20 protein-coding genes are annotated in these 18,197 nt (G+C 71.3%); 12 read left to right on the plus strand and 8 right to left on the minus strand.

The window, feature by feature from the left end:
- Positions 1-50 precede the first annotated feature (50 nt).
- Complete coding sequence (locus tag DEI85_RS13790; protein WP_111122889.1) at positions 51-1,265, plus strand: acyltransferase family protein; 1,215 nt, start codon at positions 51-53, stop codon at positions 1,263-1,265.
- A gap of 135 nt (positions 1,266-1,400) precedes the next feature.
- Here the strand turns inward: DEI85_RS13790 and DEI85_RS13795 are convergent, their stop codons facing one another.
- Positions 1,401-2,348, minus strand: a complete 948-nt coding sequence (locus tag DEI85_RS13795) for a DUF2382 domain-containing protein (RefSeq protein ID WP_111122888.1) — start codon at positions 2,346-2,348, stop codon at positions 1,401-1,403.
- A 93-nt stretch (positions 2,349-2,441) separates the two neighbouring features.
- Complete coding sequence (locus DEI85_RS13800) at positions 2,442-3,131, minus strand: hypothetical protein (protein WP_181436280.1); 690 nt, start codon at positions 3,129-3,131, stop codon at positions 2,442-2,444.
- A 138-nt stretch (positions 3,132-3,269) separates the two neighbouring features.
- Between DEI85_RS13800 and DEI85_RS13805 the strand changes: the two genes are divergently transcribed.
- Entirely contained in the window at positions 3,270-4,463 is a 1,194-nt protein-coding gene (locus DEI85_RS13805) for an FAD-dependent oxidoreductase (protein WP_111122887.1), read from the plus strand.
- Between the two features lie 43 nt (positions 4,464-4,506).
- Here the strand turns inward: DEI85_RS13805 and DEI85_RS13810 are convergent, their stop codons facing one another.
- Together DEI85_RS13810 and DEI85_RS13815 are read right to left on the minus strand one after the other, a co-directional pair.
- Complete coding sequence (locus DEI85_RS13810; protein WP_110860867.1) at positions 4,507-5,376, minus strand: UbiA family prenyltransferase; 870 nt, start codon at positions 5,374-5,376, stop codon at positions 4,507-4,509.
- Positions 5,377-5,418: 42 nt separating this feature from the next.
- Positions 5,419-7,005, minus strand: a complete 1,587-nt coding sequence (locus DEI85_RS13815; RefSeq protein ID WP_110861101.1) for a long-chain-fatty-acid--CoA ligase — start codon at positions 7,003-7,005, stop codon at positions 5,419-5,421.
- A 74-nt stretch (positions 7,006-7,079) separates the two neighbouring features.
- Between DEI85_RS13815 and DEI85_RS17620 the strand changes: the two genes are divergently transcribed.
- The 3 genes from DEI85_RS17620 to DEI85_RS13830 all read left to right on the plus strand — a co-directional run bounded on the left by DEI85_RS17620 (position 7,080) and on the right by DEI85_RS13830 (position 8,948).
- A complete protein-coding gene (locus DEI85_RS17620; RefSeq protein WP_181436279.1) occupies positions 7,080-7,694 on the plus strand; it encodes a recombinase family protein in 615 nt (204 codons plus the stop codon).
- A gap of 379 nt (positions 7,695-8,073) precedes the next feature.
- On the plus strand, positions 8,074-8,289 hold the full coding sequence (locus tag DEI85_RS13825; RefSeq protein ID WP_111122885.1) for a hypothetical protein: 216 nt from the start codon (positions 8,074-8,076) through the stop codon (positions 8,287-8,289).
- 182 nt (positions 8,290-8,471) lie between these two features.
- The gene (locus DEI85_RS13830; RefSeq protein WP_111122884.1) at positions 8,472-8,948 is read left to right on the plus strand and encodes a GNAT family N-acetyltransferase; all 477 of its coding nucleotides are present in this window, start codon (positions 8,472-8,474) and stop codon (positions 8,946-8,948) included.
- Positions 8,949-9,052: 104 nt separating this feature from the next.
- Here DEI85_RS13830 and DEI85_RS13835 read toward each other — a convergent pair whose 3' ends face one another.
- Together DEI85_RS13835 and DEI85_RS13840 are read right to left on the minus strand one after the other, a co-directional pair.
- Complete coding sequence (locus tag DEI85_RS13835; protein WP_111091017.1) at positions 9,053-9,427, minus strand: HIT family protein; 375 nt, start codon at positions 9,425-9,427, stop codon at positions 9,053-9,055.
- Positions 9,428-9,499: 72 nt separating this feature from the next.
- Positions 9,500-10,237 (minus strand): SDR family oxidoreductase, encoded by a 738-nt coding sequence (locus DEI85_RS13840; protein WP_111122963.1) that lies wholly within the window; start codon positions 10,235-10,237, stop codon positions 9,500-9,502.
- 62 nt (positions 10,238-10,299) lie between these two features.
- Between DEI85_RS13840 and DEI85_RS13845 the strand changes: the two genes are divergently transcribed.
- The 3 genes from DEI85_RS13845 to DEI85_RS13855 all read left to right on the plus strand — a co-directional run bounded on the left by DEI85_RS13845 (position 10,300) and on the right by DEI85_RS13855 (position 12,823).
- Positions 10,300-10,869, plus strand: coding sequence for a TetR/AcrR family transcriptional regulator (locus DEI85_RS13845; RefSeq protein ID WP_111090964.1), 570 nt, complete (start codon positions 10,300-10,302; stop codon positions 10,867-10,869).
- 105 nt (positions 10,870-10,974) lie between these two features.
- Positions 10,975-11,817: a helix-turn-helix transcriptional regulator gene (locus tag DEI85_RS13850; protein WP_111122883.1), complete on the plus strand. Its 843-nt coding sequence runs from the start codon at positions 10,975-10,977 to the stop codon at positions 11,815-11,817.
- An 82-nt stretch (positions 11,818-11,899) separates the two neighbouring features.
- Positions 11,900-12,823 carry an SDR family oxidoreductase gene (locus DEI85_RS13855; protein WP_111122882.1) on the plus strand — a complete coding sequence of 308 codons (924 nt, stop codon included), beginning with the start codon at positions 11,900-11,902 and terminating at the stop codon, positions 12,821-12,823.
- Between the two features lie 100 nt (positions 12,824-12,923).
- Here DEI85_RS13855 and DEI85_RS13860 read toward each other — a convergent pair whose 3' ends face one another.
- Together DEI85_RS13860 and DEI85_RS13865 are read right to left on the minus strand one after the other, a co-directional pair.
- On the minus strand, positions 12,924-13,217 hold the full coding sequence (locus DEI85_RS13860; protein ID WP_349815118.1) for a hypothetical protein: 294 nt from the start codon (positions 13,215-13,217) through the stop codon (positions 12,924-12,926).
- 16 nt (positions 13,218-13,233) lie between these two features.
- Complete coding sequence (locus tag DEI85_RS13865) at positions 13,234-14,187, minus strand: DMT family transporter (RefSeq protein WP_258376229.1); 954 nt, start codon at positions 14,185-14,187, stop codon at positions 13,234-13,236.
- Positions 14,188-14,258: 71 nt separating this feature from the next.
- Here DEI85_RS13865 and DEI85_RS13870 point away from each other — a divergent pair, with 71 nt between their 5' ends.
- From DEI85_RS13870 to DEI85_RS13885, 4 genes are all read left to right on the plus strand, one after another.
- The gene (locus DEI85_RS13870; RefSeq protein ID WP_110860871.1) at positions 14,259-15,107 is read left to right on the plus strand and encodes a LysR family transcriptional regulator; all 849 of its coding nucleotides are present in this window, start codon (positions 14,259-14,261) and stop codon (positions 15,105-15,107) included.
- A gap of 63 nt (positions 15,108-15,170) precedes the next feature.
- Positions 15,171-16,385, plus strand: a complete 1,215-nt coding sequence (locus DEI85_RS13875) for a sensor histidine kinase (protein WP_111122880.1) — start codon at positions 15,171-15,173, stop codon at positions 16,383-16,385.
- Positions 16,373-17,095 (plus strand): response regulator transcription factor, encoded by a 723-nt coding sequence (locus DEI85_RS13880; protein ID WP_111122879.1) that lies wholly within the window; start codon positions 16,373-16,375, stop codon positions 17,093-17,095. Before DEI85_RS13875 ends, DEI85_RS13880 begins: the two co-directional genes overlap by 13 nt.
- Positions 17,096-17,148: 53 nt before the next feature.
- Positions 17,149-17,961 (plus strand): fructosamine kinase family protein, encoded by an 813-nt coding sequence (locus DEI85_RS13885; RefSeq protein WP_111122878.1) that lies wholly within the window; start codon positions 17,149-17,151, stop codon positions 17,959-17,961.
- Positions 17,962-18,197 lie beyond the last annotated feature (236 nt).

Here is an 18,197-nt window from a genome sequence, read left to right on the forward strand (position 1 = left end):
GAGGAGGACCCTGGTCGGCGACACGCAACCGAGCAGCGCGGGGAGGGACCATGGCGACGACCACGCTGACCCACGCGCCGACGCAGGCGCAGCCACAGCACCGCACGGCGACCCCGGCGCACGCGGGGGCCGGGTCGTCGCAGGCTCCGCCACCTCCGCTGACGCACCGTGCACCCGCGCTCGACGGACTCCGGACCCTCGCCATCCTGGTGGTCGTCCTGTACCACCTGCACGTGCCGCAGTTCGAGGGCGGCTTCATCGGCGTGACGGTGTTCTTCGTGCTGTCCGGCTTCCTCATCACGACGCTGCTGCTCGGCGAACGGCGTCGCACCGGGCGGGTGCGCCTCGGCTCGTTCTGGGTGAAGCGGCTGCTCCGCCTGTACCCGGCGCTGCTCGCGTTCGTCGTCGTCGGGCTGCTCCTCTGGAACTGGGTCGGTGACTACAAGGGCGCGTCGCTGTCGTCCGGCGAAGCGGCGTTCATCGCGCTGACCTACACGGGCAACCTGTTCCGCGCCTTCTGGGACACCTCGCAGGGCGTCTTCGCGCACACGTGGAGCCTGTCGATGGAGGAGCAGTTCTACCTGGTCTGGCCGCCGGTCCTGGTCCTGCTCGCCGCACTCCGGGTCCGCCGCCGCTGGCTGCTGACGGGGCTCGGGGTCCTGGTCGTCGGGGCGTCGGCGGCGTCGTGGGCGAGCTACCGCAGCCCGAGCGGCGGTGCCACGCCCGACGTCTACTTCTCGCCGGTGCTCGGGGTGGTGCCGCTCGCGATCGGCTGCGGGCTGGCGCTGCTGCTCGACGACGAACGGGTGCGGGTGCGGGCCGCCGGGGTCCTCGGGCACGTGGCGACCTGGCTCGGTCTCGCGCTGCTGGTCGGGGTGCTGCTCTGGATCGACGACGACTGGACCCGGCACGCGTCGACGTTCGGCATCGTGCTGCCGCTGACCGGGTTGATCGCGGCGGTGGCGATCGGCGGGCTGGTCTCGGTGCGTTCCCCGGTGTCGGCCGCCCTGGCCTGGACACCGGTGTCGTGGTTCGGTCGCCGGGTGTCGTACTCGGCGTACCTCTGGCACCCGCTGGTGATCGCGCTGCTCGGCACCTTCGCGATCGGTCCCTGGGGCACGGTCGGCCTGGTCGGCGCCGTGGTGATCGTGTCGATCGGTGCCGCGTACGCCGTCGAGGTGCCCGTCGAGCGGTTCCGCGCACGGGTCCGAGCGGGTCGCGCCAGGGCCGAGCGCGGCACGCACGTCCGCGACGTGACCGGCTGACGTGACCGGCTGACGCAGCGGGAGCGGGGCCCTGGCCCGGGGCCACGGACGGACGGGAGGCGCGGTGCCGGCTGGCACCGCGCCTCCCGTCCGTCCGCTCTCGCGTTCTCGGTCCCAGAACGCGTCGGCGACGCTTCAGCGACGCGTCGTGCCGTCCTGGTCGAGGTCGATCTCCTCGTGGGAGACGTCCTCGGAGACCTGCTGCTGCTCGGTCACGGTCTCCTTGCCGACGCGGACCCGCTCGACCGGGACGGTCTCCTTGTCGACGACGACGCGTTCTTCGTTCAGCGTCACCTCGTGCTGCTCGTCCGACAAGGCCGGGCCGTCGAGCGCCGCACCGGCATTCGCGTCGGTGATCGGCTCCGTCTCGACGCGGAGCTCCTCGTGCTGCACCGGCACCGTGACGTTCTGCTGCTCGGTGACGACGTGCTTGCGGAGTCGGACGCGGCCGGCGGGGACCTGCTCGGTACCGACCTCGAGGCGTTCCTCGGAGCGGGTCATCGCGTCGTCGGTGTCCGGACCCGAGGTGTCGTGTCCGGCCGAGCGGGTCGTGCCCTGCCCGGTCGACGCGGACGAACCCTGCCCGGTGGATCCGGACGTGTCGCGGCCGGCAGCGCCAGCCGTCAGATCGGGGTCGGTACCGGTCGTCGCATCGGTCGCGTCGGAGGTCCCGCCGGTCTGCTGGTCGGCTTGCTGACCTGTCTCCTGCGGTGCCTGCTGCCCGGATTGCTGCCCGGCCTGCTGCCCGGTTTGGTGCCCGGTCTGGTGCCCGCCGCCGATCCCGTAGTGGTCGAAGACGCGGTCCTGCTCCTCGTCGCTGAGCTCGCCGTCACCTTCGACCCGCGGAGCGTCCTTGATCTGGTCCTTGCCGTAGGCCACGCGCAGTTCGTCCCCACTGAGGTCGGCGCCCTCGAGCGGCACGAAGGACTCGGACCGCCCGAAGAGCCCGGTGCTGACGCTCGCGAAGAGCGGGTGTCCGTCCTGCTGGTCGACGTAGACCTGCTTGACGGTGCCGACCTTGGCACCGTCCGGATCGGTGACCTGGGCGCCGAAGACGCTGTTCAGGTTCGTGGAGTCGATCATGGTGTGTTCCCTTCCGTGCTGACGTGCTGACGTGCTGACGCGCTGACGTGCTGACGTGCTGACGTGCCGTCCTGCGGTCGTGGCGGCCGGCGCTCAGCGGCCGAGGCCGACGCGGTCGACCCGGCGGTGGTAGCGCATCCCGAGGATCCCGCCGAGGACGGCCCCCACCAGGCTGATGACGGCGACGACGACCGCCGTGACGATGCCCGTCACGGTGAGGGTGCCCTCGTCGATCGGGATCCGCGGGAAGCTGTTGAGGTTGCCGAGGACGTTGAACTGCGACCCCGCGACGGCGGTGACCACCGCCACGACGACGGCGATGACGACCGCCCAGATCCACACGGCGATGCCCTGCTTCGCACCGGCGAACCGGGCCATCCGTCCGACGACGTACCCGCCGCACAGGTAGGCGACGAAGAGGATCACGGCCAGGGCGATCGCACCGACGATCCCGACCACGTCACCGTTCCGGGTCACGTCCTTCGCCGCGTCGTCGACGTCGCCGCCGTTCTGGCCGAGGCCGACCCCGGCGCCCACCGCGCTGAGGATCGCCGTCAGGATGAGGGCGGTGCCCGTCGCGGTGAGCCAACCGAAGAAGGCCGATCCCCACTTGAAGCCGGAGAACTCCTCCTTCTCGCGCTCGAGCACGGTCTCGCGCTGGGTCGCGCCGCGTTCCGCCGGGACTGCTCGGGTCGCGCCGTCGGAGTCGTGCGCCGGCCCGGTCCCTGCGTCCCGCCGCGCGGCATCGACGTCGGGTCGGGTGCGGTCGTCGGGTGTGCTCATGGTCAACCTCCAAGGTGCTGGTCGTCCCCTCGGCGGAAGGCAACTCCGGCGCACGTGTGAGGCCGGACAGACGCCGGCACCGGACTGCGCTCTCGGTACATCCGGCCCGGCGGCACCGTCGCTCCGTAGGCTCGGCCCGTGAGCGCGGAACGAACGGACGTCCTGGTCGTCGGAGGTGGGCCCGTCGGCCTGTTCCTCGCGACGCTCCTCGCCAGGCGGGGTGTCGACGTCCGTGTGTGGGAACGACGGGTCGAACCCCCGACCGGTTCGCGGGCCATCGGCATCCACCCGCCGTCCCTCGACGCGTTCGCCGAGATCGGGCTGGACGCCGCGGTGCTCGCCGAGGCCTCGCTGGTGCACGCCGGAGTGGCCAGGAGCCGCGGTCGGACCCTCGGCACCCTGCGCTTCGAGCGAGCCTCGCCGACCCATCCGTACGTGGCCACCCTCGACCAGCACCGCACCGAGTCCCTGCTCCGGGCCCGGCTCGGCACCAGCGCACCGGACGCCCTGCGCACCGGGACCACCCTGACCGCGTTGTCCCCGCACACCGACCACGTCGACGCCACCGGGACCGGACCGGACGGCGACACGGTGACGATCCGCGCGGGCTTCGTCGTCGGTGCCGACGGTGCCCGGAGCGTCGTCCGCGATCTGCTCGGCATCGGCACGACCGGACGCGAGTACCCGGACCGCTACGTGATGGGCGACTTCGCCGATCCAGAGGAGCCGTCAGCCCGGTCCGCCGCGCTGGTCGACGTCGGCCCGGACGGCGTCGTCGAGTCCTTCCCGCTGCCGGGTGCACGGCGCCGGTACGTCGCCCTGGTGCCGGACGACGACGCCTTCGCGGCGGCGGAACGCGGCGCGACGGCTGCTCCGGACCCCGTGGTCGTCAGACGTCTGGCCACACTCGTCGCGGACCGCACCGGCGTCGTCCCCGACCCCGTGAGCTGCTCGATGACCAGCGGCTTCCGGGTACGCCGTCGCACCGCCGACCGCGTGGGCGTCGGCCGGGTCGTGCTCATCGGGGACGCCGCCCACGAGATCAGCCCGATCGGCGGGCAGGGCATGAACCTCGGTTGGCTCGACGCCGCCGAGCTGGCGCCGCTGCTCGCGCGTGCGGTCCGCACCGGAGTCGCCGGTCCTTGGCCGAGGTACGCCGCCCGCCGTCAAGCAGCCGCCCGTCGTGCGGCCCGGCAGGCCGAGGTGAACATGGCCCTCGGCCGTCCGCTCGGCTCCGTCACGGCGACCGGCCGGGAGGCGCTGCTCCGGACCGCCCTGGCACTGCCGACCGCGCACGGCCTGGCCCGGCTCTACGCGATGCGCTGGGCCTGACGGCTCGCGTCGGGCGCGCAGACGCGCAGCGTGTTCCGCGTCGTCAGGCGACGAGTCGCGCGCCCGCGAAGCCGAGCTCGACGACGAGCACGAGGGACGACGCGATGACCAGCCGGAACAGGATGCGTGATGCCCGTCCCGCGAGCACCAACCGGACGCCGACGACCGCGAGCCCGGCCACCACGACGGCACCGAGGACCGCGAGCACGACCCCGAGGCCCCGCACCGGGTCGTCGCCGAGCACCTGTCCGCCGAGCACCAGGGCGGCCGCGACGACGAGCGAGGCGAACGCGACGATCCCCGCGCCACGGAGCCCGAGCCGGTGCGGGAACCCCCGGACACCGGTGGCGGCGTCGTCGACCAGGTCGGGGAGCACGTTCGTGCAGTGGATGGCGATCCCGAAGACGGCACCCGTGGCGATCGCCCACCACGCCGGCCACTGCCCCTCCGGCCCGGCCGCGACGGACACGACGGGCAGCAGCCCGAACGCGACGACGAACGGCGCCACCGACCACACCGAACGCTTCAGCCCGGCGTCGTAGGCCCACCCCGCTGCGACGAGCACCAGGTGCGCGACCGCGGCGACGGGACCCAGGAACAGCGAGAGCACCACGGCGGCCCCGGCCGTGGCGTACGCGGCCGTGCGGACGGTGCCGACGGCGATGAGCCCGCGGGCCACCGGCTTGTCGCTCCGCCCGACGGCCCGGTCGCGGTCCGCGTCGATCCAGTCGTTCGCCAGGCCGATCGACAGCTGCCCGGCGACGACCGTCAGCGCCACCAGGACCACGAGCCACACCGGGTGTCCGACGGCCGCGGCGATCACCGCGGCGAGGACGGTCACGGTGACGGTGGGCCCGGGATGCGACGACGCGAAGAGCAGTCGGACGATCGAAGGGGCGCTGCTGGCGGTCACCCGGTCAGCGTACGGATCGCCCCTGCGCGGTCGTGGCAGGGATCACGGAACGGCCGTCACCGCGACGCCGAACCGGTCGACGAGCTCGCGCTTGAGCACCTTGCCGCTCGGACCGAGCGGCAGCGCGTCGAGGACGTGCACCACCCGGGGGTACTTGTACGCGGCGATCTCGGCGGCGACGAAGTCGACCAGGACCTGCGGCTCGACGGACGCGCCCGCGTGCAGGACCACCGCGGCCTCGATCTCCTGTCCGTGCACCGCGTGCGGCACGCCGAACACCGCGGCCATCGCGACGTCGGGGTGGGTGGCGAGGACCTCCTCGACCTGCCGCGGATACACGTTGTAGCCGTTGCGGATGATCATGTCCTTGGTGCGGTCGACGATCGTCAGGTACCCGTCGTCGTCCTTCGTACCGAGGTCACCGGTGCGGAACCACCCGTCGACGATGGCCTCTGCGGTGTCCTCGGGCCGGTCGAGGTACCCGTTCATCAGGTTGTGGCCGCGGATCACGAGCTCGCCGATCTCGCCGTGCGGCAGCATGACGATGGCGTCGCGGACCTCGGGGTCGGCGATCTCGACGTCGACGCCCCACACGGGGGTACCGATCGTGCCGGGCCGCGGGGGCCGTCCGACGTGGTTGAAGGTGGCGACCGGCGAGGTCTCGGTCAGCCCGTACCCCTCGTGGATCGGCGCGTCGAAGACCTGCTGGAACCGCTCGAGCACCGCGAGCGGCAGCGAGGCACCGCCGGAGATCGCGTACCGGAGTGTCGGACGGGCCTCGGAGCGGGTCGCGGCGTCGAGCAGCGCCATGTACATCGTCGGGACGCCCATGAAGATGCCGCAGCCGTGCTCGACCATCGCGGCGAGCGCCGAGTCGCCGTCGAACCTCGGCAGCATGACGAGCGTCGCGCCGGTCCGGAACCCGGTGTTCATCGTGCAGGTCTGCCCGAACGTGTGGAACAGCGGCAGGGCGCCGAGCAGGACGTCCCCGCGGTGCATGTCGAACGTGGTCATCAGGTTCGTGTTGACCTGTTCGAGCAGCGAGAAGTGCGAACCCTCGGCACCCTTGGGCTGGCCGGTGGTGCCGCTCGTGTACAGGATCGTCGCGGTGTCGAACGGGTGCCGTGGCACGTAGGTGTCGAGCGGCACGCTCTGCTGCGCCAGCGCCTCGAGCCGGTCGGGGCCGACCGCGGACCCGTCGTCGGTCGTCGCCGGCGCGAGCACGGTCACGACGTCGACACCGGCGAGCTCGGCACCGGCAGCGCCCTCACCGAGCAGCGGGGCAGCACAGACGAGCAGGGTCGCTCCGCTGTCGCGCAGGACGTACTCGATCTCGCGGCGCTTCAGCAGCGCGTGCACGGGCACGGCCACCGCGCCGAGGGCCAGTGTGGCGTAGTAGACGCGGGGGAAGTCCGCGACGTTCGGCACGAGCATCGCCACCTTCGCCCCCTCGGTCACACCCCGCGCGCGGAGCGCCCCGGCGTAGGCCAGGGTCTGCGCCCACAGCTCGGCGTAGGTCGTGCGGACGTCGCCCACGATGACGGCGATGTCGTCCGGGTAGCGCGCCGCCGACTCGGCGAGGATGGCTGCGACCGACGCGGTCGCGCGGGTGGTGTGGGTGTCGTGCATGCCCGTCTCCGTCTTCGTCGACGACCTCGTCGTCGTCACAGCCGATCCTACGACCGACCCCGGAGTGGCGTCCGGTGACGACGTGTCGGTCTCACCCGGCAGCCGACGCCGTCGCCGTCCGAGTCGCACCTGCTGACCGACTCGCACGCTCCCTCGGCGACCTCCGCGACCTCCGCGACCTCCGCGACCTCCGCGACCTCCGCGACGAGATCACCACCAACGGAGCCTCCGTCGAGTTCCTGAAGGAGCAACAGACCGACAGTCGCGACACCGACGACGCGATCGGTCGTCTCATGCTCAACCTTCTCCGCGCATTCGCCGAGTTTGAACGCACCCCGATCCGCGAACGCCAACGCGAACGCATCCGGATCGCCAAGGCCGCCGGCAAGTACAAGCGCCGCACCCGCAGGCTCAACAACGACCAGGTCACTGAAGCACACCGCCTCATCGGTACTGGCGTCCCCAAGATCATCGTCGCCCGGAACCTCGGCATCGACCGCACCACGTTGCACCGGATGCTCGTTCATGTAGCGTTTAGCGCCCCTTCACCGGGCATTTTCGCGGGACAGGCATGCGGCATCACCCCAGATCAGGCAGCAGGAGGCACCGGGCCCTGTCGCAACAGCTGTCGTGTAGCGGTGGACGACCGGCTTACGGGACGCGCTCGAGCAGGTTCCGGCGCACTATGAACGTGTGCGTGTGTTGACGACCCAGACTGTGGCGATGGGTGTCTCCGCGGAGCAGGAGGCGAACTGGCCGCGGCTTGCCGCCGTCGCGGTCCTGGCAACTGAGGAGGGTCGCGAACCTGTTCCCGCGGTGTGGTTCAGGACAGATGAAGGAGCGAGTGGGCTAATTCCGGTTTCCGAACTCACTCCCGTGACCTTTACTGATGGCGAGCAACCGCCTCGATTCATCGGGACAGTGATCGCGCTCGGCCCCGACGCCGCTCCGTCGGCTTGAGCGCTGTCCGGGCGTCAATCCCCTTCGTGATGCTCCTGCTATGGCGTGACACCGCATCCCTTGGCTGCTCTCGTTCCGCCGCCACCGGATGACACTTACGCTCGCGTCATGACCGACCGCGACGATGCAGCTCGCCCTACTCCGAAGACGTGGACGACGACCTACCGCATCCCGATTGCGGTTGGCAGTGGGCTCCTCGGCGTGTTGTGCGCCTGGGCCTTGGTTGCCGGCGGCACAACCGAGAAGTGGGTCGGCGGGATCGGGCTCATCGTTCTGATTGCGTGGGTGGTCGTCTTCCAAGCGCTCTATCGCCGCGGCTACTGATCGCACCGCCCTGCGAGCGTCGGCTGGCTCAATAGCCGATCGTCCCCCTGGATACCGTGGACACATGGACTGCTTCGCGAGCTGGCGCACGCGCGACTGGAGGGACGGCCCCGGCCGTCGCTCTCCTCCACCCCGAACCCTGGGCGTGGAGCCTTCAGACTGCTCACGAGAGAAGCACAACCATGCACATCCGCGACTGCACCCCGCTCAACCTGCCCGCGCTCACCGCGCTCACGATCGATGTCTTCCGGCCCCTCCTCGCCGGCTCACTCGTACAGCTACGGGCCGAAGTCACCGCGCACGACCACCGGCATTGGGAAGACGACTACCGCCACGAGGTCCCCTCCCTGCTCGCTCCCGATGAAGGCCGCTTCATCACACTTGCGAAAGAACACGGCAAACCGCTCGGCTACGTCGGCTGGAACACCACAGGCGCATCGTCTGGACGACTGCAGATGGTCGCCGTGCACCCTGACGCTCGACGGCGCGGAGTCGCGCGAGCGCTCTGCTCGGCGGCGTTGACGAGGCTTGAAGAGCTTGGCGTCACCGTGGTGCACGTCGAAACCGACGGCGACGAGTTCCACGCACCAGCACGAGCCCTCAACGAATTCCTCGGCTTTATCCCGTACCCGACCGTCGACTACGCCCGGACACTCTGATCCGAGCCGGGAGGGCCGCCGATTGCGGCCCTCCCGGCTCGATTCAGTCGCTCCCGACGACGTCTCGATAGCCGATCCTCTTCCGGGTGCTCTCGAGGACCGATTTAGTAGTGGCCCCGCCCTATCACCGCATGTCGGACGCCACCGGCAGGTGAGGCGACGTCTCCGTCGAACCGGGGGATGACGTGCATGTGAGCGTGGAAGACGGTTTGGCCGGCGGCTGCTCCGTCATTGAACCCGACGTTGTACCCGTCCGGGTGATGGTCGTTGTCGAGCTGGCCCTTCACGGCTGTGACCAGCTCTGTCATCGCTGCGATCTCGTCTGCCGTCGCGTCGAACCAGCTCACGATGGTCCGCTTAGGGATGACGAGGGTGTGTCCTGGTGACACTGGGTGAGCGTCGCGGATCGCGAAGGCCAGCGCGTTGTGCGTCACCCATTCTTCGCGTGGAACCTGCTCGAACACCGACGTCCTCGTCATGCGCTCACTCAACCCCGTTTCGACGTCTCGCTCAACCATCGACTACCGGGCCGCCGATTTGGTTTTGGATCTTCAGCCCTGTGCGGTGGGTCGGACGATGATCTCGCCCACGTCGACGCCGTCGGGCTGCTCGATGGCGAACGCTACAGCGCGTGCGATCGCTTCGGGCGGCATCGCAATGGCATCGCGCTGCTCGATGAGTGCCGCAGCTACATCGGCGCTCGCGCCGACGCCCACGCCCTCCGTGTTGGTCATCCCTGGCGTGACGACCGTCACGCGGAGCGACGGGCCTGCCTCTTGGCGCAGGCCTTCGGAGAGGACGCGGACAGCGGTCTTCGTGGCCGCGTAGACGCCCATCGTCGGGACGATCCGGTGCGCTGCGGTGGAGGCGGTGTGGATGAAGTGACCGGACCCCTGAGCCCGGAACACCGGCAGCGCGGCAGCGATTCCGTTGAGCACCCCGGTGAGGTTCACGTCGATCATCTGCTGCCAGTCGTCGACCCGGATCTCGTCAAACGGCGAGATCGCCATGCTGCCGGCGTTCGAGAACAGCACGTCGAGTCGACCGAACTGCTCACGAGCAGCGCTGACGAACCGCTCGAGGTCATCTCGTCGCCGGACGTCGATGGGGACCGCGACAGCCCGGCCCCCGGACTGTGTGATCTCCTCGACCAACGACTCGAGACGCTCCGCCCGACGAGCGCCGAGGACGACGTCGGCCCCGGCGTGTGCGAGGCGCCGAGCAGTCGCTGCACCGATGCCGCTCGAAGCGCCCGTGATCGCAATGGTCTTGCCCGAGATGCCGTTCATCATGATTCCTCCAAGTAGAGTAAGCGGACACCTGTCCACCACTGAGGGAGCATAACGGACACATGTCCACTTCGTCGAGTCGTCCGCATGCTGACCTTCGCAGAGACGCCCAACAGAACCGCGCACGCATCGTCGAGATCGCACGTGACGCCTTCGCCGCCGACGGATCCGCGACGATGCAGTCCATCGCCCGCGCAGCAGGAGTGGGACAGGGGACCCTTTACCGGCGCTTCCCCACGCGCGAGGCGCTCCTGGTCGAGGTGTACCGCGACGACTTCGAGGCACTGACGACCGCGGCGCGCAAGCTGCTCGAGCACCACTCACCGCTCGAGGCGCTCCGTCGCTGGTTCGAAGCCCTTGCGGCGTTCGGGCACATGAAACACGCACTCTCCGACGTCCTGGACGCGGTGACCCGAGCGGAACTGCACGACGAACAGTACGACCGCATCCTCTCGGCGGTCGCTGCGCTCCTCGATGCCGGGAAGGCCAACGGAGAGGTACGCGCCGACGTCGCACCGGACGAGGTCTTCCCGCTCCTGAGCTTCCTCTGGCACGTCGCTCCGCAAACTGAGGCGCGCACCGGTCACCTCCTCGACCTCGTCGTCGACGCGCTGCGCGAACCGCGCCACTGAACCTCACGGCGCCCGGTCGGCTATTGAGGCCTGAGGGTCGAGACGTGCGGAGCGGTGGATTGTCGAGTCGTGGATACCGCGGAGGAGATCCTGTAGGACGGACAGGTGATCGACCGCCCTGCCCTGGCCGAGTTCCTCCGACTTCGACGCAACGCGCTGCAACCGGAGGACGTCGGCTTGCCCCCTGGGTCTCGGCGTCGCACCGAGGGACTTCGGCGTGAGGAAGTTGCGGCGCTCTGCAACATGTCGACCGACTACTACGCCCGACTCGAGCGAGGCACCGGGCCGCAGCCATCAGAGCAAATGGTCGCCGCGATCGCGCAAGGCCTGCACCTTTCCATGGACGAACGGGACCACGTGTTCCGCCTCGCCGGGCAGCACCCGCCCCTGCGCGGGACTGCGAGCGAACACGTCGGGCCCGGGATGCTGCGGATCCTGGACCGGCTCATCGACACCCCGGCCGAGATCGTCTCGGAGCTCGGGGAAACCCTCCGACAGACGCCACTCGGGAAGGCTCTGACCGGTGACGCCATGCAGCGCACCGGGTACGCGCGGAGCCTCGGGTACCGGTGGTTCACCGACCCTGCCGCGCGAGAGCCGTACCCGGAGGACGAGCAGCTCGTGCTGTCCCGCGTGTATGCGGCCGGGCTTCGCGAACTCGTCGCAATGCGGGGACCAGGCTCCCGTGCCGCGGCCATGGTCGACGAACTGCGGGACAACCCGCAGTTCCGTGTGGTGTGGGACCGGCACGAAGTCGGGGTCCGCCTGCCCGAGGTGAAGCGATTCTTGCACCCGGCGGTCGGCGCGCTCGAACTTGCCTGCCAGACCCTCCTCGACCCGGATCAGTCGCACCGGATGCTCGTGTACACGGCCGTTCCGGGGAGCCTCAGTCACGAGCGGTTGCAGCTGCTCGCGGTGATCGGCACGCAGGACCTCTCGAGCCACTGACCGACGGGTCCTGGATGTCATCACGAGACCCATCGAGCATGACAACGACCCGTTCCTGCTCGCCGTCCCGGAAGGACACACCATGCCAGCCACGCCACACCTCGACATCCCAGACCTGACCGGACGTCTGGCAGTCGTCACCGGCGCCAGTGACGGCCTCGGCGCCGTGATCGCCCGACGCCTCGCTGCCGCCGGTGCGGAGGTCGTGATGCCGGTCCGCTCCAGGGAGAAGGGCGAACGGGTGGCTGCCCAGATCCGTGCGGTCGTGCCAGACGCGGCGCTCCGGATTGCCACGCTCGATCTCGCCCGGCTCGACTCCGTCGCCGCCCTCGTGGCGGAACTCCTCGACGAGGGGCGACCGATCCACCTCCTGGTGAACAACGCCGGCGTGATGCGACCGCCGGCGCGGCAGGAGACAGCCGACGGGTTCGAACTGCAAGTCGGGACGAACCACCTCGGGCACTTCGCCCTCACGCTCGGCCTCCTCCCGCTTCTGCGGGCCGGACGGGCACGGGTCACGCACCAGACAAGCGTCGCCGCTCGACGGGGCACGCTCGACTTGGCGGACTTCGCCCATCAACGCCAGTACGACGTGATGCGGGCCTACACCACGTCGAAGATCGCTGTCGGCCTCTTCGCACGCGAGCTCGACGCTCGCAGCCGCGCGGACGGGTGGGGCATCAGCAGCAACCTCGCGCACCCCGGTGTGTCACCGACGAACCTCCTCGCCGCCCAACCCGGCATGGGTCGGGAGCGTGCCGGTGCGGAACGCCGCGCCATCGAGCTCCTGTCGCGCGTCGGGGTGCTCGGCACGGTCGAGAGCGCTGCCCTGCCCGCACTGCTCGCGGCGACGGGCCCTGACTCACACGGCGACGCGTTCGTCGGCCCGCGACGTACGGTCGGCGGTGCGCCGACGCTTCAGCCGATGTGGCGGCCGTTCACCGACATGGAAACGGCACGGACCCTGTGGGGCCAATCCGCCGAGCTGACCGGTGCCGAAGCTTGACCACCCACCCCTCAAGCAGGCGGATCGACGACGGCATACCTCGTCCGGATACCGATCCTTCACCGGGCGGCGGTGGCCGGCCGTCCGGTGAGGGATGGGGCTAAGCGTCGAGGTCGGTTGTTGAGGCGATCTGCACTCGGCCGGGCAAGCCCTTCAGCGCAGCTCGCCATGCCCAGGCTGCGGCGATGAACACGGCCGTGGTGATCGTCCACAGCGCCCAGGGGAAGCGTGAGTCGAATAGCCCGAGCGTGAGCGGGAACAGTGCCATGCCGATCGAGCTCGCGGTCTGGAGGACCCCGATCGCTCGGCCGCGGATGCGGGGGTCGATGATCGGCTCGCCGGTGATCAGGACGTCGTCGTGCTCGGCGTCCGTCGGCGTGTGCGCGTCGGACACCGACGTGACGTCGGACTCACGGGCGGCCGCTGCGTGCGTGGTGGTCCGGATGCAGCAGTCGCTCGGTGCGCCGACGAGGACGAGGTGTCGGACGCCGAAGGAGCACCCCGGACGCCAGGGCGATCCCGAGCAGGACGACGAGTCCGCCGACGGGCTCGTTCCACCGCACCCGCTCCCCCAGCACGAGCACACCGAGCGCCACCCCGACCACCGGCGTCAGGTACGTGACGGTGGAGGCGCGACCGGCGCCCCACGCCTGCACGAGCCGGGTGTTCCAGGCGTAGGCCAGCCCCGTGCCGACGCAACCGAGCGCGATCATCGCGGCCACGATCCTCCCGTCCAGCTGCACCGGACCGGTCGCGATGACGGGCGCGACCAGCAGGAGCATCCCGGAGGCCAGCGTCAGCTGGACCGTCGCCAGCGTGACCGGGTCGTACGCGCTCGCCACGGCCACCCGGCGCAGGTAGGCGAGCCCGATGCCGTAGGACGCGGTCATGCCGAGCAGTGCGACCTGCCCCGGCACGCTCGCCAGGACCTCCGGGTCGGTCAGGACGTCCCACGGGCCGACCAGCACGAGCACCCCGACGATGCCGAGCACGATCCCGAGCACCTGCCGTCCGCGCAGCCGTTCGGACGGCACGAGCACCGCGAGCGCGGCCAGCGTCATGATCGGCGTGGTCGCGTTGTAGATGCTCGCGAGCCCGGACGGCACCGTCTGCTCGGCCCACGCCATCAGAGACGACGGCACCGCGTTGAGGAACACCGCGACGACCGCCAGGTGTGCCCACGTCCGCGGCTCCCGGGGCCACCGGCGCCGGGTGGCGAGCAACACGACCACGAGCGTCACCCCACCGAGCACGGTCCGCACGGTGGCGACCTGCTGCGGGGCGAGACCGTCGAGCCCGATCTTCGCGAAGAGGAAGCTCGAGCCCCAGGTCAGTGCGACGAGGGCGTAGAGGAGGGCGTTCACGTGGCCTAGTGTCGGACCAGCGAGTGACATGCGGCAAACGCATGGGGCTCATGCCGACATGAGGAGGACGCATGACCGTCTCGGTCCAGCAACTGCGCGCGTTCGTCGCCACGCTCGACGCCGGGTCCTTCACCGCGGCGGCGACCGCCCTGGGCGTCGGCCAGTCCGCGGTGTCCCACGCCGTCGCCGGGCTCGAACGCGAGGTCGGCGGCCCCGTGGTGCGCCGTGGCACGGTCGCCGCCGCCACACCGCTGGGCGACCGCCTGCTGGCCCACGCCCGCAGCGTGCTCGCCTCGGTCGAAGCCCTGGAGGCGGTGGTCCGGCCCGCCTCGGCGCGCGGCACCGTGCGCCTCGCCGCCGTCCCCACCGTCTGCCAGGGCCTGCTGCCGCGGCTCCGCGAGCTGTGGGCCGTGACCCTGCCGGACGTCGACGTGCAGGTCTACGAGGGGGACGACGACGAGATGCCGGAGTGGCTCGAGGCGGGCACCGTCGACGCCGCAGTGCTCGTCGACCCGTCGCCGGCACCCGCCGGTGGCGTGGTCGTGGCGCGGGACGAGATGGCCGCCGTGATCCGCCGCGACCACCCCCTCGCCGAACTGCCCGCACTCACCCTCGACGACCTGCACGAGGACGGCCTCGTGGCGGGCGGCGGCGGCTGCGAGTACCAGGTCCAGAAGCTCCACGAGCTCGACGGCCGCCCCTTCCGCTACGCCCACCGGGTGCGGGAGATGAGCACGATGTTCGGGATGATCCAGCGGGGCGAGGGCGTCTCGATCGTGCCGACCCTGGGCCGCGGGATGCTGCCGCCCGACCTCGTGATGATCCCGATGGCCCGGCGGCTCGAACGGACCCTGGTGCTGAGCGGGCCGTCGTCCCGTGCGTGGCACCCGTTGGCGCGGGCCCTGGTCGACGCGGTCTGAGAGACGGGGCACCTCCGACCTTCGGCGGATCCGCTCGTCCCGACGGCTCCCTAGGCTCGGGGCATGACCTCGACCGCGCTCCCCGCTGTGCCACTCGGGCAGCGTGTGTGGTCCCAGAGCTGGCGTGTCGCCGTCGCGGCCCTGACCGGACTGCTCACGGCGGGGCTCGTGTGGCCGTCCATGGACACCCGCGGCTGGAGCGACCTGCACGTCGGCGCGCTGATCCTCGGCGATGTGGGTGCCGGTCTGGCTGCCCTCGTCCTCCTGCCGTTCCGGCACCGGGCACCGCTGTTGATCACGGTCGTCATCGCTGCCCTCAGCTCGGTGTCGACGTTGGCGGTCGGGGCGGCCGCGATCGCCACGGTGTCGCTCGCCACCCGGCGCCGGGCCGTCGAGCTCGCCGTCGCCGGTGCGGTGCTGCTCGGTGCCACGGTGCTCTACGACGTCGTCCTGGCTCCCCAGGACGACGCCATGCCGCTCTGGCAGATCCTCGTCGCCGGCGCCGTCGGCATCGCCCTGCTCGTCGCGATCGGCATCGGGATCGGACAGCGTCGGGCGCTCGTGCTGTCCCTGCGCGAGCGCGCGGCCCTGCTCGAACGCGACCAGCAGCTGCGCGAGGACCGTGCCCGCGAGCAGGAGCGCGCCCACATCGCCCGCGAGATGCACGACGTCCTGGGCCATCGGCTGTCCCTGGTCGCGCTGCACGCCGGTGCACTCGAGTACCGCGGCCCGGGGCTCACCCCCGACGAGACCGCCGCGGCGGCCGGGGTCGTGCGGGCCGAGGCGCACTCCGCGCTCACCGACCTGCGCGACGTCCTCGGGGTGTTGCGCGACCCCGCGGCGAACGGCGGCGATGAAGTTACCGGCACCGCGCCTCCGCAGCCGACCCTCGTCGACCTGCCCACCCTGCTCGACCAGGCGCGTGCCGGCGGTGCGACCGTCCGGGCGCGCGTCGACGCCGACAGTGCGGCGGTACCGACCGCCGTGGGGCGACACGCCTACCGGATCGTGCAGGAGTCACTGACGAACGCCCGAAGGCACGCCCCAGGAGAGCCCGTCGACGTCGTGGTCGAGACGGTCCGCGGGTCGGCGATCCGGGTGGTGGTGTCGAACACGCTGGCCGACGGACCTGCGCCCGCGGACGCCTCCGGGCACTCGGCCGGGCACGGCCTGCGCGGGCTCGCCGAACGCGCCCGTCTCGTCGGCGGGAGCTTCCGCGCCGGCAGCGACGACGGACGCGTGCACGTGGTCGAGGCGGTGCTGCCGTGGACCCCGTGACCGCTCCCGTCCGCGTCGTCCTGGTCGACGACGACCAGCTCGTGCGCGTCGGGCTCCGCATGCTGCTCAGCGGCGACGACGGCCTGGTGGTCGTGGGCGAAGCGGGCGACGGGCTCGAAGCAGAGGGCGTCATCGCGTCGACCGCGCCCGACGTCGTGCTCATGGACATCCGGATGCCCCGGTGCGACGGACTCGTCGCCACCGAACGTGAACTGCGCCGACGACCCGACCTGGCCGTCCTGGTGCTGACGACCTTCGAGGGTGACGACCTCGTGCTCGGAGCACTGCAGGCCGGTGCCCGTGGGTTCCTGCTCAAGGACACCCCGCCGCACGAACTCGTGCAGGCCGTGCGGACCGTGGCGGCCGGGCGCTCGATCCTGTCCCCGTCCGTGCTCGACCGGGTCATCGCGTTCGCGGCCGGGCCACGCTCGGGCCAGGCGGCCGGTGGCCGGGGCGGCGGAACCGCCGGCGCCGCTGCGGACGACACCGAGGCGCGCCGGCTGCTCGCCCTGCTGACCGAGCGGGAACGGGAGGTCGCACTCGCCGTGGCGAACGGGGCGTCCAACGCGCAGATCGCCGCCGACCTGTACGTGGGACTCGCCACCGTGAAGACGCACGTCGGGCACGTGTACGAGAAGTTCGGCGTCGAGAACCGGGTGCAGCTGGCACTCGTGGTGCACGCGGCCCGGCGGGGAGAGCCGAGCGCGTGACCGGGTGACCGTCGGCTGAACGGTCGACGGTGCTCCCTCGGCAGGATGGGCCGATGGCCGAGACGCACGTGAAGACGTTCACCACCGCGGACGAGGCGGCAGCCGAAGCCGCCGGGCTCGCCTGGCTCGCCCAGGCCGAGGACACCGGAGGGACCCGCATCGCCCGTGTGCTGGGGCGTCCGGGCCCGACCGTGCTCGACCTCGAGTTGATCTCCGACGGCTCGCCCACCGCCGCCCAGGCCGAGCGGTTCGGCCGTTCCCTCGCCCACACGCACGCCGCCGGCGCCGATCACTGGGGTGCGCCGCCCGCCGGATGGACTCGCGGTGCGGCACTGCGGATGGGCCGCTCGCGCACGCCGTTCGTCGCGGCCGAGCAGGCACCGGCGACCTGGGGCGAGTTCTTCGCCGAGTACCGGATCCGCGACTTCGTCCGCCGCATCGTCGACGCCGGCGGGTTCGACCGCGCCGAGGCCGCCGTGTTCGAGCGGGTCGCGCAGCGCGTGCAGGACGGAACCCTCGGGTCGCCGCAGCCCGTGCTCGTCGGGGACCGCCCCGCGCGCCTGCACGGCGACCTGTGGGCCGGCAACGTCCTGTGGCCGACGGACCCGTCCGAACCGACCGGCGCCGTGCTCATCGACCCGATCGCCCACGGCGGCCACGCGGAGACCGACCTGGCACTGCTCGGGCTGTTCGGGCTCCCCCGGCTCGAGACGGTGCTCGCCGCCTACGACCGGGAGTCACGGCTGGCCGACGGCTGGCAGGAGCGCGTCGAGCTCCACCAGCTCGCACCGCTGCTGCTGCACGTGTTCCTGTTCGGCGGCTCGTACACCGGCGCCGCACTCCGGGCAGCACAGCGGTACGCCTGACCCCTCGAACGGTGCGAGGAGCGCGCGGTGCCGCGCGGGATCGGCGAGCTCATCCGCCCCGGAACCACCCGGCGGCCGACGCCAGCACGGCGGTCACCGGGTCCGTCCCACGGGCGGGCGTGGCGGGTGCGAGCAGCACGGCACCTGCCGCCGCCTCGCCCCTCCCGGTGCGAGGTCGTCCACTCCGTGCGGCGCTGCGACCTCGCACCGGGTGATCGACCTCGCACCAGCCGGAA

This window comes from Curtobacterium sp. MCBD17_026 (genome assembly GCF_003234895.2).
Lineage (GTDB): Bacteria > Actinomycetota > Actinomycetes > Actinomycetales > Microbacteriaceae > Curtobacterium > Curtobacterium flaccumfaciens.